Source organism: Sphingobacterium sp. DR205 (assembly GCF_011064245.1).
Lineage (GTDB): Bacteria > Bacteroidota > Bacteroidia > Sphingobacteriales > Sphingobacteriaceae > Sphingobacterium > Sphingobacterium athyrii.
The window spans coordinates 4,415,904-4,437,011 of the sequence record NZ_CP049333.1 but is presented as its reverse complement, the minus strand read 5'-3'; the positions used below and the strand labels follow the sequence as shown (position 1 = coordinate 4,437,011).

The 21,108-nt window shown below is 39.0% G+C and carries 20 protein-coding genes; 11 read left to right on the top strand and 9 right to left on the bottom strand.

What is annotated here, in order from left to right:
* Positions 1-8: 8 nt before the first annotated feature.
* The 3 genes from G6053_RS19330 to G6053_RS19320 form a co-directional block, all read right to left on the bottom strand.
* Positions 9-3,266 carry a SusC/RagA family TonB-linked outer membrane protein gene (locus G6053_RS19330; RefSeq protein WP_206531777.1) on the bottom strand — a complete coding sequence of 1,086 codons (3,258 nt, stop codon included), beginning with the start codon at positions 3,264-3,266 and terminating at the stop codon, positions 9-11.
* A 151-nt stretch (positions 3,267-3,417) separates the two neighbouring features.
* Positions 3,418-4,608, bottom strand: coding sequence for a FecR family protein (locus tag G6053_RS19325; protein ID WP_165307978.1), 1,191 nt, complete (start codon positions 4,606-4,608; stop codon positions 3,418-3,420).
* Positions 4,609-4,698: 90 nt separating this feature from the next.
* Positions 4,699-5,211, bottom strand: a complete 513-nt coding sequence (locus G6053_RS19320) for a sigma-70 family RNA polymerase sigma factor (protein WP_165307976.1) — start codon at positions 5,209-5,211, stop codon at positions 4,699-4,701.
* A 324-nt stretch (positions 5,212-5,535) separates the two neighbouring features.
* Here G6053_RS19320 and G6053_RS19315 point away from each other — a divergent pair, with 324 nt between their 5' ends.
* Together G6053_RS19315 and G6053_RS19310 are read left to right on the top strand one after the other, a co-directional pair.
* A complete protein-coding gene (locus G6053_RS19315; protein WP_165307974.1) occupies positions 5,536-5,757 on the top strand; it encodes a hypothetical protein in 222 nt (73 codons plus the stop codon).
* On the top strand, positions 5,733-6,158 hold the full coding sequence (locus G6053_RS19310; protein WP_165307972.1) for a DUF3995 domain-containing protein: 426 nt from the start codon (positions 5,733-5,735) through the stop codon (positions 6,156-6,158). Before G6053_RS19315 ends, G6053_RS19310 begins: the two co-directional genes overlap by 25 nt.
* An 89-nt stretch (positions 6,159-6,247) precedes the next feature.
* On the opposite strand, the gene G6053_RS19305 is transcribed toward G6053_RS19310, so the two are convergent.
* Both G6053_RS19305 and G6053_RS19300 read right to left on the bottom strand, forming a co-directional pair.
* Positions 6,248-6,454, bottom strand: a complete 207-nt coding sequence (locus G6053_RS19305) for a hypothetical protein (protein WP_165307970.1) — start codon at positions 6,452-6,454, stop codon at positions 6,248-6,250.
* Positions 6,455-6,609: 155 nt separating this feature from the next.
* Positions 6,610-6,945: a hypothetical protein gene (locus G6053_RS19300; RefSeq protein ID WP_146191000.1), complete on the bottom strand. Its 336-nt coding sequence runs from the start codon at positions 6,943-6,945 to the stop codon at positions 6,610-6,612.
* 770 nt (positions 6,946-7,715) lie between these two features.
* Here G6053_RS19300 and G6053_RS19295 point away from each other — a divergent pair.
* The 4 genes from G6053_RS19295 to G6053_RS19280 all read left to right on the top strand — a co-directional run bounded on the left by G6053_RS19295 (position 7,716) and on the right by G6053_RS19280 (position 12,267).
* Positions 7,716-8,312 carry an NAD(P)H-dependent oxidoreductase gene (locus G6053_RS19295; RefSeq protein ID WP_165307968.1) on the top strand — a complete coding sequence of 199 codons (597 nt, stop codon included), beginning with the start codon at positions 7,716-7,718 and terminating at the stop codon, positions 8,310-8,312.
* 204 nt (positions 8,313-8,516) lie between these two features.
* Positions 8,517-9,461: an aldo/keto reductase gene (locus tag G6053_RS19290; RefSeq protein WP_165307967.1), complete on the top strand. Its 945-nt coding sequence runs from the start codon at positions 8,517-8,519 to the stop codon at positions 9,459-9,461.
* Positions 9,462-9,613: 152 nt separating this feature from the next.
* Positions 9,614-10,735 (top strand): VWA domain-containing protein, encoded by a 1,122-nt coding sequence (locus G6053_RS19285; protein ID WP_108633322.1) that lies wholly within the window; start codon positions 9,614-9,616, stop codon positions 10,733-10,735.
* A 65-nt stretch (positions 10,736-10,800) separates the two neighbouring features.
* On the top strand, positions 10,801-12,267 hold the full coding sequence (locus G6053_RS19280) for a sigma 54-interacting transcriptional regulator (protein WP_165307965.1): 1,467 nt from the start codon (positions 10,801-10,803) through the stop codon (positions 12,265-12,267).
* A 335-nt stretch (positions 12,268-12,602) separates the two neighbouring features.
* On the opposite strand, the gene G6053_RS19275 is transcribed toward G6053_RS19280, so the two are convergent.
* Together G6053_RS19275 and G6053_RS19270 are read right to left on the bottom strand one after the other, a co-directional pair.
* Complete coding sequence (locus G6053_RS19275) at positions 12,603-13,238, bottom strand: carbonic anhydrase (protein ID WP_108633324.1); 636 nt, start codon at positions 13,236-13,238, stop codon at positions 12,603-12,605.
* A 587-nt stretch (positions 13,239-13,825) separates the two neighbouring features.
* Positions 13,826-14,428, bottom strand: coding sequence for an NAD(P)H-dependent oxidoreductase (locus tag G6053_RS19270; RefSeq protein ID WP_165307963.1), 603 nt, complete (start codon positions 14,426-14,428; stop codon positions 13,826-13,828).
* A gap of 109 nt (positions 14,429-14,537) precedes the next feature.
* Here G6053_RS19270 and G6053_RS19265 point away from each other — a divergent pair, with 109 nt between their 5' ends.
* On the top strand, positions 14,538-14,924 hold the full coding sequence (locus G6053_RS19265) for a helix-turn-helix domain-containing protein (protein WP_108633726.1): 387 nt from the start codon (positions 14,538-14,540) through the stop codon (positions 14,922-14,924).
* Between the two features lie 63 nt (positions 14,925-14,987).
* On the opposite strand, the gene G6053_RS19260 is transcribed toward G6053_RS19265, so the two are convergent.
* Complete coding sequence (locus tag G6053_RS19260; protein WP_108633327.1) at positions 14,988-15,260, bottom strand: hypothetical protein; 273 nt, start codon at positions 15,258-15,260, stop codon at positions 14,988-14,990.
* Between the two features lie 207 nt (positions 15,261-15,467).
* Here G6053_RS19260 and G6053_RS19255 point away from each other — a divergent pair, with 207 nt between their 5' ends.
* The 4 genes from G6053_RS19255 to G6053_RS19240 all read left to right on the top strand — a co-directional run bounded on the left by G6053_RS19255 (position 15,468) and on the right by G6053_RS19240 (position 19,074).
* Positions 15,468-16,604 (top strand): hypothetical protein, encoded by a 1,137-nt coding sequence (locus G6053_RS19255; RefSeq protein ID WP_165307961.1) that lies wholly within the window; start codon positions 15,468-15,470, stop codon positions 16,602-16,604.
* Positions 16,605-16,729: 125 nt separating this feature from the next.
* Positions 16,730-17,560 (top strand): YARHG domain-containing protein, encoded by an 831-nt coding sequence (locus tag G6053_RS19250; protein WP_165307959.1) that lies wholly within the window; start codon positions 16,730-16,732, stop codon positions 17,558-17,560.
* A 56-nt stretch (positions 17,561-17,616) separates the two neighbouring features.
* The gene (locus tag G6053_RS19245; protein ID WP_165307957.1) at positions 17,617-18,276 is read left to right on the top strand and encodes an ElyC/SanA/YdcF family protein; all 660 of its coding nucleotides are present in this window, start codon (positions 17,617-17,619) and stop codon (positions 18,274-18,276) included.
* Positions 18,277-18,279: 3 nt separating this feature from the next.
* On the top strand, positions 18,280-19,074 hold the full coding sequence (locus G6053_RS19240) for a hypothetical protein (protein WP_165307955.1): 795 nt from the start codon (positions 18,280-18,282) through the stop codon (positions 19,072-19,074).
* 486 nt (positions 19,075-19,560) lie between these two features.
* Here the strand turns inward: G6053_RS19240 and G6053_RS19235 are convergent, their stop codons facing one another.
* Positions 19,561-21,102, bottom strand: a complete 1,542-nt coding sequence (locus G6053_RS19235) for a protein adenylyltransferase SelO family protein (protein WP_165307953.1) — start codon at positions 21,100-21,102, stop codon at positions 19,561-19,563.
* Positions 21,103-21,108: the final 6 nt, after the last annotated feature.

Here is a 21,108-nt window from a genome sequence, read left to right as displayed (position 1 = left end):
TGATGATATTAAAAAATGCTCGCGCTTAATCCAAAACTATATGTTGCCATCCGCGGATAATTTCCATTACCGCTTTCGATCCGCTCAGGGTCCAAACCTTCCCACTTTGTTATGGTGAATACATCCTGCGCGTTTACATAAATCCGTAAGTTTTTAACACTTTTGCCAATGGATGGAAAAGTATAGCCGAGTTGAAGTGATTTAACACGAAAAAAGGCTGCATTGCTGAGCCATACATTACTTAAAAGGGTATTGGGCGTGGAGCCTGTCCAGAGACGCGGGAAGCGGCTATTTGGATTTTCTGGGCTCCAATGGTCGGCAACATATTCAACACGTGGTGCCCCCAGGTCATTACTGTTTCCATCGACATAAACTGGATAAGCTTCCTGACCGGCTAATCGGCCAGTTCTTTTGCCCACACCTTGACCCAGTGCTGAAAAATCCCAGCGTTTATAATGTAGGTCCATATTGATGGCGTAATTGTAATACGGAAGTGGATCCGCGAGGTAAACGCGGTCATTGTCGTTAATTAAACCATCTTGATTTTGATCGACATAGCGGATATCGCCAGGTCTGGAATTGGGCATTTTCGCTGCGGTTTCATCAATTTCTTGTTGACTCTGAAAATAACCATTTGATTGAAAACCGTAATAGTTGTTGATCGGGATCCCTTTATACCATATCTGGTCATTGTTGCCTTTGAAAATCAATCGGTCATTTTCATTATAGCCAGCCTTGAGTATGCGGTTACGATTGTTAAAAAGCATTGCACCGACTTTATAGGAGAAATCATCTTTCTTGTCAGACCAGTTTACCGAGACTTCCCAACCATCGTTCTCTACCGCGCCAATATTTACTGCGGATACTAAGGTGTATGAACCCGTTAATGGTGGGACAGCAAATTGATCATAGATTAAATCATACGAATTCTTATGGTATACCTCCGCTGTAAGAGAAAGTCTATTTTTGAGCGCATTCATATCGAGGCCAAGATTCCATTGTTTTTGTTTCTCCCAGGAAAAATTAGAATTAGGGACGCGCATCGTCCATCCCCAGGTATTGACAGATTCCTGCCATAAATAAGGCGCTACATTTTCATTACCAATCAACCCGTATGACGCACGAATCTTAATATTGCTGATCGCCTCGGATTCGAGAATAGGTTTGAAAAAGCGTTCATTATGTAAATTCCAGGCAAAAGCTCCCGATGGAAAGAATCCCCAGCGACGACCCGGTGCAAATTTACTGCTTCCATCCGATCGACCTGTTAATTCAAATATATAACGGTTATCAAATGAATAGTTCAGTTTACCGAAAAAAGAAGCCTTGCTAATTTCTCTAAAATCAGTGAAGGTATAGCTCATGATCTCAGAACCGGCAGTGAGATAGATTTTGTCTTTATCCTGACGTAGTTCTTTGTTATAATTTACCAACGCCCTCGCGGTCAGCTGGCTCTCACTTACACCTTGTGAAGCATCCACATCGTTGCCCCATATGCTGATCGGAGCCCCTTTTTCATCAAAGAATTTGTAGGTTAACCGCTTTTGTTTGTCAGCAGATTTGTTGATCATGTATGACACGTTTCCTTCAATATTTAGATTGCTGTTGATATTGTATTTGGGGCGAAGATTAATGGTACTGCGATCATGCATATAGTTTTTGGTTCCCCCATGTTTAATCGAAGCTATAGGGTTAATGTTGTTATGGAGGATGAAGGGTTCGGGTCTGTCAGCATTATAATAAATCTGTTGTGTTGGATTCAGGCGCCAGGCTTGTTGGTAAAGCCCGTGACCATCGTCGTTTGCCATGAGACGGTCTACTTGCAAGCGATGCGCATAGAAGTCAGCCATGAGGACGAATTTATCAGCAATATTGATATTGGTATTGAATCGTGCCGAAAATTTCTGTGTTCCTTCGATGTTATTAAGTCCATTTTCCTTAATATGGCCCAACATAAGGTTGAAGGTCCCCACACCGCCGCCACCGGAAATACTGGCGTTGTTGTTAATTGCTGTGGAGGTTCGTTCCATTACTTCGTCCAACCAATTGACTCCTTTTATTTTTCCGCTGGCATATTGTTCAATTGTTTCATCCGAATAGATCGCAGGTTGTCCTTGTTGGACCAGTGTTTCATTTCGCAATTTCATAAAATCAACTGCCCCTACAAATTCAGGAAGATCTATCGGTTTGTTTATGGCATACCAATTATTTGTAAAAACCTTGAATTGACCCGTTTGCCCACGTTCTGTTTCGATGATAATAACGCCATTGGCACCACGTGAGCCATACATAGACGCTGAAGCCGCATCTTTAAGTACGGTAATACTTTTCACCTGGTTAGGATCGATATCGTGAATACTTTGTTCCATTCCATCCACGATGACCAGAGGATCGGCATTTTGTAGGGTGCTGATACCACGAATGGAAATCGTCCCGGGGACACTGCCGGGAAGACTATTTCCCCGCATCATTGTAACACCGGGAATTGTTCCTGAAAAAGCATCCTGCATTTTATAAATGGGCCGGTTTTTTACTTTTTCCATATCCATTTGGGATACGGAGGAAGCCAGGTGCTTTTTATCGACCTCTGAAAATCCGACCACCACAACCTCCTCAAGCCCGACTTCGTCGTTGTCCATGACGATATTGAGCTCAGTTTTGTTGTTGATAGGAATTTCAAGCTGTTTAAAGCCTACCGCGCTGAAAATCAATGTGCCCTTGTTCCCGTCTGGTAGAGAAAGCTGAAATTCACCCCTGGTATTTGTCGAGGTTCCTATGTTTGTCCCTTTGAGCAAAATACTGACCGCACTTAATAGATTCCCTTTTGTGTCATGTATTTTCCCTCTGATGGATCGTTGCTGATACAGCTTTTCGCTGCCTGACCGATCATCAGAGGCATCGTCCTGTTTTCTTTTTATGACTACGGTGCCACGATGTACCATGTAATAGAAGGCACTATTTTTAAATAGCTGATCAAGTGTTTTATTCAGGGGTGCATCTGTTATTTCAAGATTTGCTTTTTCATTGTTCAGTAAGCCCTCCATAAAGATAAAACGTACTCCTGTCTGTTTGGTGATGTTTTTGAGGACGGTTTCGATCTTGGCGTTTTTGGCGTGCAGTGTAATCTGAGCAGAGCTTGAAGCATAGGCACCCATCATGGATGTTGCCAATAATATTCCTGTCAGTTTCATTTTGATTAGATTGTTCAAAAATTTTCCCTTGTCTATAGGACAAAGAATTCCTTTTGAATAAAATAAATTATTCATAATTTGGTAGAGAATTAATAGTTTACGATCAGTTGTTAATTCAATCAGATGCAGGAGTATTGGAGTACTTCTGCATTCTTTTTTATACAATATTTAGGTATTTTTCTTCTTACATATTTTAAGCCCTCCTTTTCTTGGTTAGATAGTTTATTTATTTTTTGTCGACCAGCTTATTAACGATTAGTTTTTCTTTGTCGATTGTCAGCTGATAACCAGTCAGGTCTTTTAGTAGATTACAGACCTCTGCAAGGGTCACATCTCTTTTTATGCCACCTTTGTAACGTCTTTTATCCAATGAGACGTTGGAGTCAATTTTGATACCATACCATCGGCTTAGCTCATCGAGAATCTGTTGCATACTCTTATTTTCGAAATAGAAGTAACCATCTTTCCAGGCCGTTGCTTCTTCCATATCTGGTATCGGAAAGGCTACCAATTGACTGTTAATCATTTTTACCCCATTTCCTGCATCTATAAAAATCTCATTTTCCTGTCCATTGACTTTTAGGCGTCCCTCTGTAAGTAAAACTTTAGCATTAGGTTTATAGGAATTGATGTCAAAGGCTGTTCCTATAGCTTGGACATTAAGGTCATTGGCCTCCACCACGAATGGGCGCTTTGTGTCTTTGGCAACTTCAAAATAGGCTTCACCCTTTAATCTTACTTTCCGTTCGTTTTTCTCGAAATTGGCCTTATAGGTCAATTCCGATTCCGAATTCACCCATACCCGTGTACCATCACTTAGTGTTAGTGCTATGGTAGATCTTTTGGGCACAATTAAGGTGTGGATCGGATTAGACTCTTCGGTTTTGAGCTGTGAGTACAGCAATTTACCATCTTTTAATTCAATCCCCTGAGGAAGACTTCCGTCAACTTGTTTATTCATTAAGTTAATTTCGTCTTGTCCTTTAATCTTCAGGATAGCACCGTTTTCTCCGGGAAGAACATCATTTTTTTGTCCATAGACCTTGTCCGGAATAAGATAATTGACAGGTTTTAAATAAGATTTCCAGATCCAGACAAAAGTAAAGAGCAATAATAATGCGGCAGCAATTCTAATAGCGGGTTTCCAGTTCCCATTTAACCGATGATAATTTGGTGCAATTTTTCGTTCATTGTATTTGGTTTTTAAAATTTTCCACTCCTGATCCAGGTCAGTGGTACGTAAATCAAATGGAACATGGATATCTGTATTGGCAAGCCGGTGGCGTAAATTATCCTTTGCATCGGGATATTTTTCCAGCAAACGTCTTAGTTCATTCTCTTGTGCAGTAGGTAGTTGTCCGTCTTTCAGGAGTAATGAAGCTAATTCAGCCAAGACTATTTTATCTGTTTCTATCATAATTCAATAACTAAATAACTTGAGGAATCAAAATGGGTGACTCCAAATGAAAAAAAATATTTTTTTTAAAAATAGAAGGGCAAATGATCCTTAAAATAAAAGGAAGTTCAATACTATATTCAGGAATTTGGTTTTCAAAAGGTTTATTGCACGCATACGCTGCGTTTTTACGGTGTTGACGGAAACATCTAATTCCTGTGCGACCTCATCATATTTCATACCATCCAAATAAATTAAACGGCAGATCCGCTGACAGCCCTCAGGCAATTGGTCGAGTTCACGGTGTAATGCACCAATCAGTTCGGCATTGATAAGATCGTCTAAGATATTCCGATCGTCAGACTCCGGTATGGTAATAGCATCCCGTATCTTATCAAATACCCTATCTCGCCGTTTGGCATTCATTGCCATATTTTTTACTGAGGTGTAGAGAAAGCTTTTGATAACACGTTCTCCCTTCTCCAACAGCTCTGGTTTATCCATCAAGACAATAAAAGCATCCTGTACAATATCCTTAGCTATTTCCTCCGAGTTGACCCATGGAAAGGCAAATGTACAGAGCTGTAGAAAATATGTTTTGAAATAATATTCGATGGATAACATTACCTAGCTATTTTTTTAAAATATAGCTATTATACAAAAATATTGGAAACAATGCGTGTATTTTATATAAAGTAGTCTTAGAGGCATTTTTGTCAATAAGTGACTGAAATACCTGTTGTTAAAGTTCGGTTTCTAATTGTTTTTCTGTGCGGCTAGATGTTGTTTTTGTCGTGTTAACTTTCCAACTGTAACAAATAAATGTTGCAAAGCGGCTCCCGTACCAAATTTTTATGCTTTCCAAAGCTGCTGAAAATCTAAAATTTCGGATACAGGGAAATATTTATTCGAGTGGACATCACATCAACTGGATTAGAAAAATCCGATTTGAAAAAGGAAAACAGTTTGGGCAATGCCATTACACTGCGTTATTTTGTTGAACTTCAGAGAAAGCCAGGTAAAGAAAATGCAAATTTAGCGGGCTATAACTATACGAAAGATGAAATCTACAAGATACCGCATAATGTCAAAATAATAAAAATTGAATCGTACGAAGATCGTAAAGAATATTTTATATTTACTCAATGGAACATTTATTATCAATTGTGATTGCCACTATTTTTATTTTGTTAGCGTTGCTTCATCTCTTTTGGGTATTTGGGGGAAAGTGGGGGATAAGTGCTACTATACCCACAGACCTCAATGGAAGAAGGGTATTTAATCCAGGCCGGCCCGGTACTTTACTGGTTGCGATTGGATTATTATTTTTTGCATTGACAAACCTCTGTGCAATTGGCGTTCTGAAAGGACCTTTTGATAACAACTACGCGGGTTATGGCATGTATATGATCAGTGGTATTTTCTTTGTTCGATTTATCGGGGATCTGAAATATGTCGGCGTATTCAAGAAGTATAGGAATACTGTATTTGCCTCACGGGACACCTATATTTATACTCCATTATCGCTGTTTTTGTCAATTTCCAATGGCATTCTAGCCGTTATGTTTTAAACTGATAGATTGGGAAATATACTGTTATATCAAGCACAAAGAGCAGCTAGTTCATAATGGCTACTCTTTGTGCTTTACTTTACTGCAAACTAATTAGAAAAGACCCCAAAGTCAGCAAGATGTGAATAAAAGAAATCACCCCAGGAATTCACCGATTCTACTTTAAGATAACGGGTACTGATCGTTGCATCCAGGTTAACATTGATCCAGGAACCGGAGACTTTGCTCAATTGGGCGGATTTAATCAAGGTCCAGCTTGTGCCATTTGTGCTGGTATAAATATTAATATCTTTCATTGCCCATTTAAATTGTCCCAGTTTCGAAATGCGAGTCCTTTTACCATACGTAAAGCAACTATATTCACAGAAAAGAAGTAAGGCTGCGTCGTTTGGGCCGAAGACCACGGCGTATGCCAAATTGTGCCCGGAACTAATTTTTATTGACCAAGCTTTTATTTATAGGCGTAATAACAGCTTTGACTGTAAAGGCGTTGTAAATTTGCTGAAGAAAGCCAGCTATATTTTTTGTATATAAACTGTTTAAATTGGTAGAAATCTACAAATTCAATTCCTGTATCGGAGCGAATGGGATTCTCGACTATAAAACGGTGTGCAATTTGATGTACTTTTTTGCAGAGAGCATTGCATTCCTCCAGTTGCTGCGGGAGCAGATCTGGAAATTTAGTAGCCAACCTTTCGTTAATTGGTTTTAACCAATTTTGTCCAAACTCCATAGATAGTTGAAGGCCATAGTTTAATATTTCAATTGATAAATTTATTTGAGTCATAAATCATAATAAGTTTTTTAGACTAGCTCTGTTTTGCTCGCTATAGATGTTTACTTGTGTCGGTATCTCATCCGTTTTTGTCCCATCCGGTTATTATATGCTATCGCTAAAATAACAATTTATCCTTAAAAACTTGGCTGTCTGCTGTACAACATTTTTTTTATAGGGTTAAGCTTGGTGGGCTGATTCATTCGTAACGGAATAACTTAGGAAGCCGATGTTAACTTTGGGTCATTAGTAAATCATTACAAAAGCGAATGTTGATTTTGCTGCGAATACCTTCGGGGTGCCGACTGAAGCAGCGAGCATTACGGCTAGGAACAAATGGTTGGTAGTGCTTTAATTTCGGAGGCTATTATTTTACCTGTAACGGATCCGAAATACTGGGTGATTGTTCTCTTCGCAATCACTCCTATATCGTCCCGGATGCAGTGTATGGTCGGTTTATGAAACAGATAAACAGATGCTTTAAGGATTTCTTGGATAATTTCCTTAACTAGTTCAGTTTATAGGCATGCACCAGATTGGTTCGGACCGTATGTATGTAAAGAAACGACTCTGTTTTACCTGAAAAATGGTTAATTTAGTTTTCGGGCCGAACATTATTATATTAAAAAGGCTATGGCAAATGGAATTGTTAATTATCCTTCAGACAATAAATTATTTGATCATGATAGCAAGCGTTCAGTTGCCGATATTGTTTTGATCAAATAAAAGTGATTCGAACTTATAATGAAATTTTGAATAACAAAAGTAATCCTCAGAATATTATGAATATTTTAATTGTTTACTGTCATCCGAGTGAGAGATCTTATACTTTTGAGATCTTCAACCATTTAAAGACCCTTCTGTCGGCACAAAATTGGAATATTGAGGTTTCCGATCTGTATGCTAATAATTTTCAGAGCAATATGACCGCAGAAGAATACTTGCGGGAAGGGCTTTCTCAAACATTATTGCCTATCCCAAAAGATGTGCTTGAAGAACATCGAAAGATAGGAAACGCAGATTGTATTATCTTCCTTTACCCCGTTTGGTGGAGCGATTGCCCGGCCATGATGAAAGGTTGGTTTGACCGGGTATATGCTGTTGGTTATGCTTATGGTCAAAAGCCAGATTTGCCAAAAATGAAAACAATCAACTATGGATTAGTTATCTGTACAGCAGGCCATCCTAACAACTTTTTAGAGGAAATCGGGATTGCACAAAGCATGCAGCATATTATGCTTGACGACCGATTGGGGCAACGCTTTAAGCACAAGGAAATGTTCATCCTTGGAGGAACTTTGGCAATAGACGATGTGAGAGAACACCATCTGCAACAGATTGACGGATTCATAAAAAAAATAGTCCGCTACTGTAGCTAAGGCTTTTATTATTTTGGAGCATTATCACAACAACAACTAATAGGCATGGATTTGATACCTTTATGTCTATCTTGTGCAATATATGGTGATCGTTCCAGCTTCATGTCCTATTTTTATTTTAATTGCTGTAACTTTAGATTAGGTACTGGTTATTGATCACTGAGAAGAACCTTTTTACAAGCGAACAACAAAAGATTAATGTAGATGAAAAAGATAAAAATACAACACACAGATTTAGAGATTGCTCCGATCAACTTTGGTGGTAATGTCTTCGGATGGACACTTGATGAACAGAAATCATTTGAGATTCTGGATAAATTTGTAGGAGCCGGATTTAATTTTATAGATACTGCGGATACCTATTCCTGGTGGGTAAACGGGAAAGGCGGCCAATCTGAAGAAATTATTGGTAAATGGTTAAAAAATCGCGGTAATCGCAACGACATTGTACTGGCGACTAAGGTTGGGTCTGAGACGAAGGAACATGGTTTTGATATTTCCAGGAAACATATTTTGAAATCAGCTGACGAGTCCTTGCAGCGTTTGGGGGTAGATCACATAGATTTATACTATACCCATTTTGATGACAACGTTACACCTGTTGAGGAGACCTTATCAGCCTACGATGAACTAATAAAGGCCGGTAAAGTTCGGTTTATCGCTGCCTCAAATATCTCTCCTGAACGGCTTATTGAAAGTTTTGATAGTGCGGAAAAAAATGGTCTACCCCGATATGTCGCATTGCAACCTCATTATAATTTGGTTGAGCGTAGCCGTTTTGAAAATGACTACGCTCCGATAGCCGAAACCTATGGTTTGAGTGTATTCCCATACTGGTCTCTTGCGGCGGGTTTCTTGACAGGAAAATATCGTACCGAGGCAGATTTTGACAATACCGCCAGAGGTGGCGGCATAAAGAAGTATTTTGATGACAAAGGTAAACGTGTATTGAAAGCTTTGGATGTGGTGGCTGAAAAGTATGATACTAAACAAGCTACAGTAGCGCTAGCATGGCTTCTGGCAAAGCCATTGGTCACTGCTCCGATTGTGAGCGCAACCAGCGCGTCGCAACTGGAGACCTTATTTGCTGCTCCGAAACTGCCATTGGATGCTGAAGATATTGGCCTTTTAAACGAAGCGAGTAAATAAACGACCACTTGTTGTCAGACCGCAGACGATAACCATTGTCCAATGTTAATGGGGAATGGCTCTTTATATGGATTATTATGTCGTAAATTTATCTTATGAAGCTATTCTGGTTTTAACGGGCGAATAGCTTCTTCATCCTAATAAATGAACGTATGAGCAGCACGAAACGAAATAGGGGATTTTTCTTCAAGCAATATGACGAGCCGTTCCAGACACCTTTTGAAAAATTATTTGATATTTTCAAAGAATTGATTACCCATACCTCGGGTGATTTTGATGAAGCCATTGATTGGCTGCGTGAACTGGATCGGGAGTTCAAACTGACCACTCCAGAATATACCATAGATGATTTCATCGCCGATCTGAAGAATAAGGGATATATCAGGGAAAAAATGGAATTTGATGGCAACGGTGGCGTAGACATTACCTCAAAGATGGAAAAGGCCTTGCGACAAAATGCATTGGACCAGATTTTTGGGAAGATGCGAAAAGGAAAGTCCGGTAATCATAAAACCAGCCAACAAGGCCAGAGTGACGAAAACATGGGCGATTTTAGAAATTATCAGTATGGAGATGGCCTCGAGAAGATTGCTTTGACTGAAAGCCTGAAAAATGCACAGATCAATCATGGTATAGGCGAGTTTGGTTTGTCAGAAAATGATCTGGTTGTAGAGGATACACAGTTTAAATCGCAGATGAGTACGGTGCTGATGATCGATATCAGCCATAGCATGATCCTATATGGCGAAGATCGGATTACCCCTGCAAAGAAAGTAGCCATGGCCCTATCGGAGCTTATCCTTACACGGTATCCCAAAGACACGCTTGATATTATTGTCTTCGGTAATGATGCCTGGCCGATAGCGATCAAAGACTTGCCCTATCTGCAAGTGGGTCCGTTTCATACCAATACTGTCGCTGGCTTACAGTTAGCAATGGATATACTCCGGCGCAAGCGGCATGCAAACAAGCAGATATTTATGATTACAGACGGCAAGCCGAGCTGTTTAAACATGCCGGATGGGACCTACTATAAGAATCCAATGGGCTTAGATCCATTTATCACCGGAAAGTGCTATAGCATGGCCGCGCAGGCCCGAAAATTGGGGATACCTATTACGACCTTTATGATCACCTCAGATCCCTATTTGCAGCAATTTATCGACGAATTTACGGCTTCAAATCAGGGCAAGGCTTATTACACAGGGCTTGGAGATCTGGGCGGAATGATTTTTGAAGACTACGAAGAAAATCGCAAAAAAAGAATACGATAAACAATTCATTTAGCGGCAATAAAATATAAATCTTGCGCAAGGTTTGCGCCTCATCATCAGAAGACATGGATTACACAAAGATTACAACATTTGGTGCACTGAAAAACTCAGGTTACAAGCCTAAGACGATAAAAGAAGAATTGCGTCAGAATCTGATTACAAAAATTAGGAAGGGCGAAACCGTGTTTACCGGAGTACATGGTTATGAGGATACCGTTATTCCCGAACTTGAGAGAGCTATTCTTTCCAAACACAATATTAATTTCCTTGGTCTTCGTGGCCAGGCAAAGACACGTCTGGCTAGGCTCATGGTTAATCTGCTGGATGAATATGTGCCTGTAGTAGCGGGTTCTGAGATTAATGACGACCCCTATAACCCCATATCCCGCTATGCCCTGGAGCTCCTGAAGGAAAAAGGTGACGACACTGCGATAATTTGGCTTCATCGAAGTGAACGTTTTGCCGAGAAACTTGCTACACCAGATGTGACCGTAGCCGATCTGATCGGTGATGTCGATCCGATCAAAGCAGCCAATTTGAGATTGAGCTATGCCGATGATCGCGTGATTCATTTTGGTATGATTCCGCGGGCAAATCGCTCGATATTTGTCATTAATGAACTGCCTGATCTTCAGGCCCGGATTCAGGTGGCACTTTTCAATATCTTGCAGGAAGGGGATATCCAGATCCGTGGATTCAAATTGCGCCTACCCTTAGATATACAGTTTGTGTTCACTGCAAATCCGGAAGATTATACCAATAGGGGGAGTATTGTGACGCCACTGAAAGACCGGATAGGATCGCAGATATTGACACATTATCCCGAATCAGTTGAGATCGCGAAGGCAATTACTGCCCAGGAATCCAACCTGGAGGCGGCACAGAAAGAGCAAATATACGTTCCTGAACTGGCCCGTGAATTAATTGAGCAGATCAGTTTTGAAGCCCGAAATAGCGAATATGTTGATGAAAAGAGTGGCGTCAGCGCACGGATGAGCATTACAGCATTTCAGAACCTATTAAGCACAGCTGAACTGCGCATGCTCAAAAACGGATCAAAAAAGACGTCAGTACGCCTGAGCGATTTTGTGGGTATTGTCCCGGCTATCACCGGAAAAGTTGAGCTCGTTTACGAAGGTGAACAGGAGGGAGCTGCTACCGTCGCGTTGCAGTTGATCGAAAATGCAGTAAAAAGCCTATTCCCGATTTTATTTCCTAAAATTGAAAAACTGGAAAGGGACAACGAGCGCTATCCTTACGACGATATTATTCGTTGGTTTTCAGAATCGGAAGGCATTGAGCTGTCCGATGAACTTACAGATGCAGATTACAAATGCCAATTGGACCAAGTGACAGCTATCCAAACATTGATTGAGCAATACCAACCGCAAACGAAATCCGAAGATCGTTATTTTTTGAGCGAGTTCATCCTTTGGGGGTTGGCGCTAAATAACAAATTAAGCAAATATAGGCTGGGCAATGGCCTTCAGTTTCAGGATAACTTTCAGGGTTACCTTCGAAACAATCTATAGGCGGAAGACGAAGTGCTAAGGATATAATTGCATCAAAAAAGCTGTAAAGAGACTCTTTGCAGCTTTTTTGATGTACCAAATATTTATTCATTTCAAAAGAAAGTTGATACTCATTGATGTGAAATCATCTTTCGCCCACTTTTTCCTGTTGCCTTCCCTTATCGTGGAGATAACGAGCTAGCACCTAATCCTGTTTGCTCGGATGCAGGTCGAATAGTGCGAGAAAGACGTTGTTACTGGGACCGCATTTAAAGGAGAGACAGTGAGGAAAAGGAAGTCACTTCTTATTCAGGTAGCGGCGACAGGCTTTAATCAATATATCAATTTCGGTAAAACTACAGCCAACTTACGCTTCCAGTTTCAACATCGTAATTGGCACCGACAATCTTGATCTTACCTTCTTCTTCAAGCTTCCGAAGAGTTGAACTTTGTCTGCGAATATCTTTAATGGCGTGTTTAATATTCTGCTGGTTTAATTTCTCCAGCAATACGCTATTTTTTGATGAACGTTCTTCGTCTTTATCTATCACTTCATTGATAATAGCATCAAAATGATTAACTAAATGGTTCAGGTTGTCCATGCCCAATCCTTCGATTTGTGCAGCATCCAATCCACCTTTCAGGGCGCCACATTTGGTATGGCCCAATACAACAACGAGTTTGGAACCGGCTACATTGCAACCAAACTCCATTGAGCCTAGAATGTCCTGATTGACAAAATTTCCTGCAATTCTGATGCTGAAAATATCACCCAGACCTTGGTCAAATATAAGCTCAGCAGAAGTACGGCTATCTATACAGCTTAATACTACAGCGAACGGCCATTGCCCTTCACGGGTAGCATTTACCTGTTCGAGAAGATCCCGGTTTGCTTTTAGATTATTGACAAAGCGCTGATTTCCTTCTTTTAAGAAGTCTAATGCTTTTTCAGGAGTAATTGTTGACTGCGTTTCGTATGTATGTGCCTTCATAAAATTTAAATATTTCGAGTATTAAAGATAGGATAAATTCGCTAAATTTTAATGACGGGCAAAAATTGAATGTATTTTTATGTTATCAATTTAATGTATGCGCCAATTGTTATCGAGGAAGAGTATTACTGAAGCAGTGAAATTTAGCTTATTCTGGCCTCCGTTTTTTAGCTATTTAATGAGTCAGGTATAGTTGGCAGGTCGCCAAGTTGTACAAATAGGTATCAATAGAAAACGTAGACGCTGAAATATGTATGAACGCTTAAAGTATCTTGTTTCGCCGCTTTTTATTTTTGTTCTTTTCCTGTTAATTATCAATGACTTTTTTCTGAAAGCGGCATTCCACAATACGTTTACCGGAAACTTTCCGATTTCAGTGGACTTTTTATTTTTCTCATTTTCTGATCCGCTATCTTCCCTAAACAAAAGTTATGTTAAGACCGCTTCCTATCTCGGCATTTCTATGGAAAGAGGAAACTGTATTGAATACATTTGCGATTTTCCTGTTAAATGCTGATTTCTCTGCCAGATAAAAATCCTTGCCAAAATTTAAATGACAAGGATTAATTTCCGATCAGATCTTTATATTAATCAATGGCAATATTCTCAATTGCTCTTTCCAGTGATGTCTCCATTATCCCGGGAATTGAAAGACCCTCTGCGCGGAAAACACTGATGTCAGAAACACCGTAAAATCCAAAGATATTTCTGATGTAAGGAATATTGGAGTCATATATTTGGTATGGGCCTTCCGAATAGATATTTCCAGAGGTAAAAGCGACGTAGAGCTTCTTGTCGTTCAACAGGCCCTTTGGTCCATTTTCATCATACTTGAAGGTATATCCTGCTCTTGAAGTAAAATCGAAATAAGCTCTCAGAGTCGCTGGAACTGAGAAGTTGTACATTGGAGAATCAATGACGATAATGTCGGCTTCCTTTAATTCCGTAATTAGACCTTCCGAATATTTGCTAATTGATTGCTGTTCTTCAGAATGATTTTCAGCGGGTGTAAAAAACGTATTTATATGTACCTCCTCCAAAAGTGGAACTTTACTTTTTGTCAGATCGCGTTCCTTTACAATGGTATCGGAATACTTTTCCTGAATTTTTTGAATAACAGCATTTCCTAATTTTCTACTTGCAGATACCTCTGCTCGTGGACTTGAAATAATGTGAAGTATATTTTTCATTTTTCTTTGTTAAAATTTCTTTAGCAAAATTATGTATATTTGCTTATTAAAAGTTAGTAGTAATCAAAAGGTTAGTAGTAACCTTTAGGTTAGTATAATGTTGAATCCCATGGAAAATACAATTGATTTAGCGGAGTCTATCACGGCTGCAAAATGTTCTGAAAATCTTTCTTCTGTTGAAGATGCAATTTATGTTATTGGCGGAAAATGGAAATTAAAGATTATTATTGTTTTGCAGGAAAGCGGGAATATCAGATTTAATGAGCTTCAAAGAAATATTAGGGGCATCTCAGCGCGAGTGCTTTCAAATGAATTGAAAGATCTTGAATTAAACGGTTTTGTCAAAAGGGTCGTGCACGCCGAGCAAACGCCAGTGGTCGTAGAGTATATTTCCACAGATTACAGCAGAACCCTTAGAAACGTTATTATAGCACTTTCGGATTGGGGGAAAATGCATAAACGAAATATTCGGACGGAAGCATTTTTAAGTCAATAGAAATTACACTGTCAGCTCATGATGAATATTTCCAAGCTGATTTAATTTTGATTCTTGTTTTTTTTACCAGCCTTCATGTGCGAGAATGGAACTTACTTTAATCAATTCGCGTAATCGTTCCTGTTTTTCGTCACCCCGTGCTTCCAATATAGAAATTACTGGAATTAACGTTTTGTCAAGTTCAAAGAGACTATTTTCCACTTTAGGTGGTAAGACAGGGAATATGGTGCAAAAGGAATGATGCAAGAAATAGCGGAGTGCCCAGGGATCACAGTTGAGGAGGCCATTCAGCAGGTAGTGAAAAGTTTGGGAAGTATATATGTTCACTCCAGCCATTAACTCAGATGGAAAGTGATACGGCGAAAGCAACTATATATTTTTTAAGGTGCGATAATTCCGAAAAAAACGCAAATGCCTACGAATGATAACCCATCGCCAGCGAATTATAATTTGTTTAATTTCTTATAGATTTTACAGTTAAATTTGAGTATAGAATAAAGCTGACATCATCAACTAATACATTCCATTTTAGAATAATTGTATATGAATAGACTATTATTAGCCATTTTACCCTTAATTTTTTCTTGTAAAAGTCAAGATAAAATAGATCTGGCGACCTTGAACTTAAACGAGCCGATTGAAAAAATCAGCAGTTTTGATGACGTATTATTGATCGGTGTAGAAACTGTAGAATATCCTTTTAGTTTGTTGTTGGAGGTTGAAAAATCGAAGGAATACAGTTTTGACGGAATTGATCTGGAAGGCCAGCGGATTATTTTTCAAATTGAATCGGAGAAACTGAAAACAGATAGCATTACACGATTAGGCGGTGGACATATCGATCTCAAACAGGCTAAAAATATCAATGAGTTATATGAGGTTTTAAAAAATTATGATGCTGAAAGCAAGATCTACGGCGTAAGAATTGAGTTGAAAACGCCAGAACTGCAGGCCAATATTTTAAAGAAACTAGAGGCTAAATACGGTAAGGGCACTAAAAATCCGAATACTGACAACGGTTTGTACTGGAATATAAAGGCTCAAAATAAATTTGTTTTTTATGCTCCAGATTACAGAAGATTAATCATTTTGAACAATACGGATCTGTCCAAATCGTGCTATTGGGATATTATGAATGGTTTAATTGATTTTGGCGGATGCGATAATGAAAAGTACATGGCAGATTTGGTGAAAAATGCAACCAGGCCAGAAGATGTTAAAGAGAAACCTACTATAAAAATTGATAAAAACTGGAACATTAATGGTTTGATTGTTGGTAAAACAACAGAAGAAGACTTTCTAAAATCAGCTACAAACAAGCGTTTTGAACGAATAGCAGAAATTGATGGGACCACGGCAAAAACAAATGAAATCTATTATCAGAATAACTATCATGATTTCTACTTTTACTTTGCTGTAAGCAACAGCAATCCCGATAATCAAAAGGAAAATTTCATTAACGGCTTCGCCATCAACGACTTTAGAAAGGTGGAGATCTCCTTTGAAAATGGCTTAAAACCGGGTTTAAAATTTGATGAAGTGCTCAAGTTGCTGGAAAAGCTCAAAATAGACTATCACCCAGTTGATTTTGCCAATTATATCGAAATTAAAACTTCACCTTATAAAGTGACCTTGAATTTTAATGATAATATGTTGCTTTCTGGAATGTTTGTTAAATAGCTTCTGATGAAAAAAGATCAGTTCTTTGGAAATGGGAGCGCGGTTTCCGTAAACATCACACCTGGGTTTACCCGATACCATATTTGTCATGATCATGTACGGTATTTTCCACAAAGTCTTTAACTATGAAAAAAATCCTTTTCATCATGTTGCCACTTGTTTCTACCACTTTCGCTCAATCGAAACAAGTGAATAATTGTCCGTGTACAATCCAATCGGATATTAATGTATGGGCACCTGAACTTGAAAAAGGCTACGATGCAGAAACCGATGTCAACAACTTTGCTTACAGTGTAAACGGTGTGTATCTTGCCGAAGACCGCGATTCGCTTTATCAGATCAAAATCATAGTCGACCCAAGGTCTTATTGTACTTTTGTTTACTATCAGCACCTGAGCTTTAGCAAACAAGGACTGATCAATAAACAGGTCACCCTCTGCGAAAGTTTGCCCAACGTACATGATGGCGGTTGGATCGGTACCCATATTTTCGCACCTGTAAAGGTAGTTAACAAACAATATGTGGCTTCTGATTTTTTTGTGGGTGAAAGCTATCTTAGGGTAGACAAGTCTCATTTTTATCGTCTATACAAATGTGAAAAAGAAAGTAAATTCGGTATTCACGATGTAGATAGCGAGCGTTTCTATAGGAAGGTTTATTGGAAACCTGAAGGGAATTTTACGGATATTTCACTTCGTATTTTTACATGGGCAGACGTGAAAAAATACAGTAAACAGCAACTTGCAGAAATGCGTAACGAAGTTTACGCCCGCTACAATTACGCTTTTAAGGAAGATGGGAAGTGGTATCAGCATTTCAATAAAAAACCAAGTTACCGCTGGAACCATTTTAAAGATGTAACACCTTTTATCACTACTGTAGAAGAAGAAAACATCAAATACATTATGGGGTTTGAGGGGGCGGATTCTGCCGGGGTCTCAAAAAAACGAAAATAGTTTTGCCGGAGAGATAAAGAAAACCGATTTTTATAAATTGTTGTAAAATCAAGCGTATGAAAAAGATTAAAAAGTTCCTTTTGTCGTTTATCATTCTATGCCTAATAGCGCTATTTGTTGTTTTAGTAACCAACAGCAACGTAAGGGACGAAACAGAAAAGCTGATTTTTACCGAACTTAAAGATGTGCCAAAAACGAAGGTAGCCATCATTTTTGGTGCCGGTATAAACGGCGATCAGCCAAGCAGGTATCTAAAAGATAGGCTGGATGCCGGGATTTCGCTGTACAAAAACAACAAGGTGGATAAAATATTGCTGTCAGGAGATAACGGTAGAGATGAATACGATGAGCTTACAGTAATGAAGTTATATTGTCAGAAAAATGGAGTCGATACCACAAAAATTTACATCGACTATGCTGGGTTTGATAGCTACTCGACCATGTACCGTGCAAAACATATTTTTTATGTTGATACAGCAATTTTGGTATCTCAGAAATATCACCTGAACAGATGTATTTATCTGGGCGATAAATTGGGAATAAAATCATTCGGTTATAGTGCAGATAGGGGCGTTTATCCAGGTTATAAATACTATGCATCCCGGGAAAAACTATCGGTTAGCAAAGCCGTTTTAGATGTGATAAGAAACAGAAGACCAAAGTATTTAGGTGAGCCGGTTGATATAAACAGAAAATCAAATTATACGAAAGAATAACTGATGAGATACCTTCCTTTCTTTGTATTACTTGTGTTTTTAGGCTGTAATCCTATCCCTAAAAAAGATAAACACCCCGATGTGCCTCAACTGATCGAGTTGCTAAAAGACGAAAGCAAGTTCAGAAAAGTTACCGATATGACAGGCTTAAGCAGTCTTGTTTTTTTAAATGATGACAGAATACTTTTAAAGCCCAGCAACAGTAATTCGCCCGTAAAAATTATTGATGTGGATAAAAATATTGTGTTTGAAAAGATTTACGACTGGGAACAGCCATTTTATATTGATACACAGGGGAATTTATATCTCAACAGAAAGAAGTTTTTCTATCCGGATTATAAAAAACAAGAAGATTTTAAAACGGTCGTTATCACAGATAGCCTGCGGAGAAAGTCGGAAGAATTGAAAGATCTGAACGATAGTCTGCAGATGAAAGCTTTAAATAGATACGAGCTGGAGATACTGCAGCCGTATGGGCTAAAACCTTGTCCTTACACGATCGTGAATACAGAGCGCTGCGATGTATTTAAAGTGATCAATCAGACTTTGGTCGTTAGACAAACAGACCTTTTTAAAAGCGAACTCGATATACCAAAAACTGAAATTCCTAAATTCGATGACGATGTTTTGATTGGCTGGCATAATGGCAAACTGCCCAGTCCGGATTATTTGGCTTATTACGAACTGAAAAAACAACGCTTTAAGTGCGATGACATGACCATGCCGAAAATCATAACATTAAAAGATAAGCCGTATTTTTTTGCTCCTGGTTTGGGTTTGTACCAGATCTTATTTTAGAAGCGGCAATTTAATCGAATACAATTCAGAGCCCCGTCCTCGATGGAAGATAATGCAATTCTCTTCGACTTAAAACCATCGAATGAGCAAAAATATATTTCCGACCATAAAGGCAAAATCTGCGCTATTATTTCAGTAGATTATATTTTGATCAGCGTGCTCATTGTTGGATCTATTTGAAAATTTATAAATTCATTCATAACAACATCTAGTTCGATTCAGAATTATTATTTTATTTTTATTAAAGTATCGAGTTGAATAAACAATTATTTAAAATGAGTAACTTCTATATTTATTGATATTAGCATTGCCGAATATTTTACTGGACATTGCTATTTGGCGGTTATAAATTTTCACTAGATACTGGAAGCCTGAAATGGCTGAAGACAGCTTCCTAAAGCTTATAGGTCAGTGTGACTGCCGCCATTTCAAATTCATACAATAGGCTGTCTCATTAAGTGTGTCAAATATAATAAATCTCTGTTGTTATGAGCTACATGATAACGTAGAACATCCTGCGGTATTGTTATAGCTGGACGGGCGCTTTTTGGAAAATTCCGGAAATAGTTCCTGGTATGGATGTTCTAATGCCTGAGTTAGTTTAACTAACATTTCTGTTTTTCCGCTACTAATTTCTTCGATACACTCGTAGAGTAGATAGTTTCTCAGTATAAATTTAGGATTTGTCGTTTCCATTAATTTCAGGGACTCTTGCTTTGAAATCGAATTCGAATGCAGACGGGATCGGTATTGTTCAATGAAGTCTTCAAGTTTATTGATTTTTTCTTCATTGAAAACAGTATAAGCGACCGGGCTGAAATGTTCATTTAAATCTGTATCAGGTGTTATTTTTTCCAATTGATTGAAGAATAACGTGTGATCCAATTGCAGCTCCTGCATTAAGCCCTGCCAGTTGGTGAAAAACTCTGCGTCCTCTTTTTTGAGCCCGTCAAATCCGAATTTTTTGCAGAGCATTTTATCATGGGCTTCCCAAAAATAAATTCCAAAATCATTTAACGTGTTTTCCAAAAAATTTTCATCGTTGATTATCGGTTGAAGGGCATTCGCAAGTTTCCATAGATTCCAGTGTGCAATCTGTCCCTGTTTCCCAAATGCATATCTTCTTCCAGGGAGATCCGTTGTATTCGGCGTGAAATTTAAATTATATTCATCCATCATGGAGTAAGGACCATAATCAATCGTTAAACCTAGGATAGACATATTGTCCGTGTTCATTACACCATGAACAAAACCTACTCTGAACCATTCTACCATTAGGTCTGCCGTGCGGGTACATACGTTTTCAAAAAAATCTTTATATTTCTGATGATCGGATGAAACAATTTCAGGGAAGTAGTTTTCAATCGTAAAATCAAGCATATCCTGCAAGAGCATGTGTTCACCCTGGGCAAACATCAGCTCAAAATGCCCAAAACGAAGGAAGCTTTCGGCCGTTCTTATGATTACGGCCCCTTTTTCGTACTGAGGATTGCCGTTATACATGATATCCCGTATGACGTCTTCTCCTGTAAAGGCCAGGCTTAACGCTCTAGTAGTGGGTACCCCTAAGTGATACATGGCTTCACTTATCAGGTATTCGCGTACCGAAGACCTCAACACGGCCCTTCCGTCGGCACGCCTTGAATAAGGGGTTGCACCGGCCCCTTTCCACTGGACCTCTGTTTTCTTGCCGTTTGCATTGGTAATTTCTCCCGCGAGAATAGCCCTTCCATCTCCCAGCTGGCCCGCCCAGTTACCAAATTGATGTCCGGCGTAAGCTGTAGCGTAGGTCTGCATATTGTTGGGAAGCTGAGAACCCACAAGAAAATTAAGATCTTTTTCCTCAAATTTTCCCAGTCCAATTTCCTCAGAAAGCGCTTCGTTAAAAGCAATTAAATGAGGCTTGTAAAACTCGGCAGGTTTAACCGTGGCAAACAAAACTTTTGGCGTATTTCTCTGTAGAGGATTATTGGAAAAATCTCCAGGGAATTTTTTGAGGAAAGGCTGTCCGATGTGTTCGATATTCATACCCCA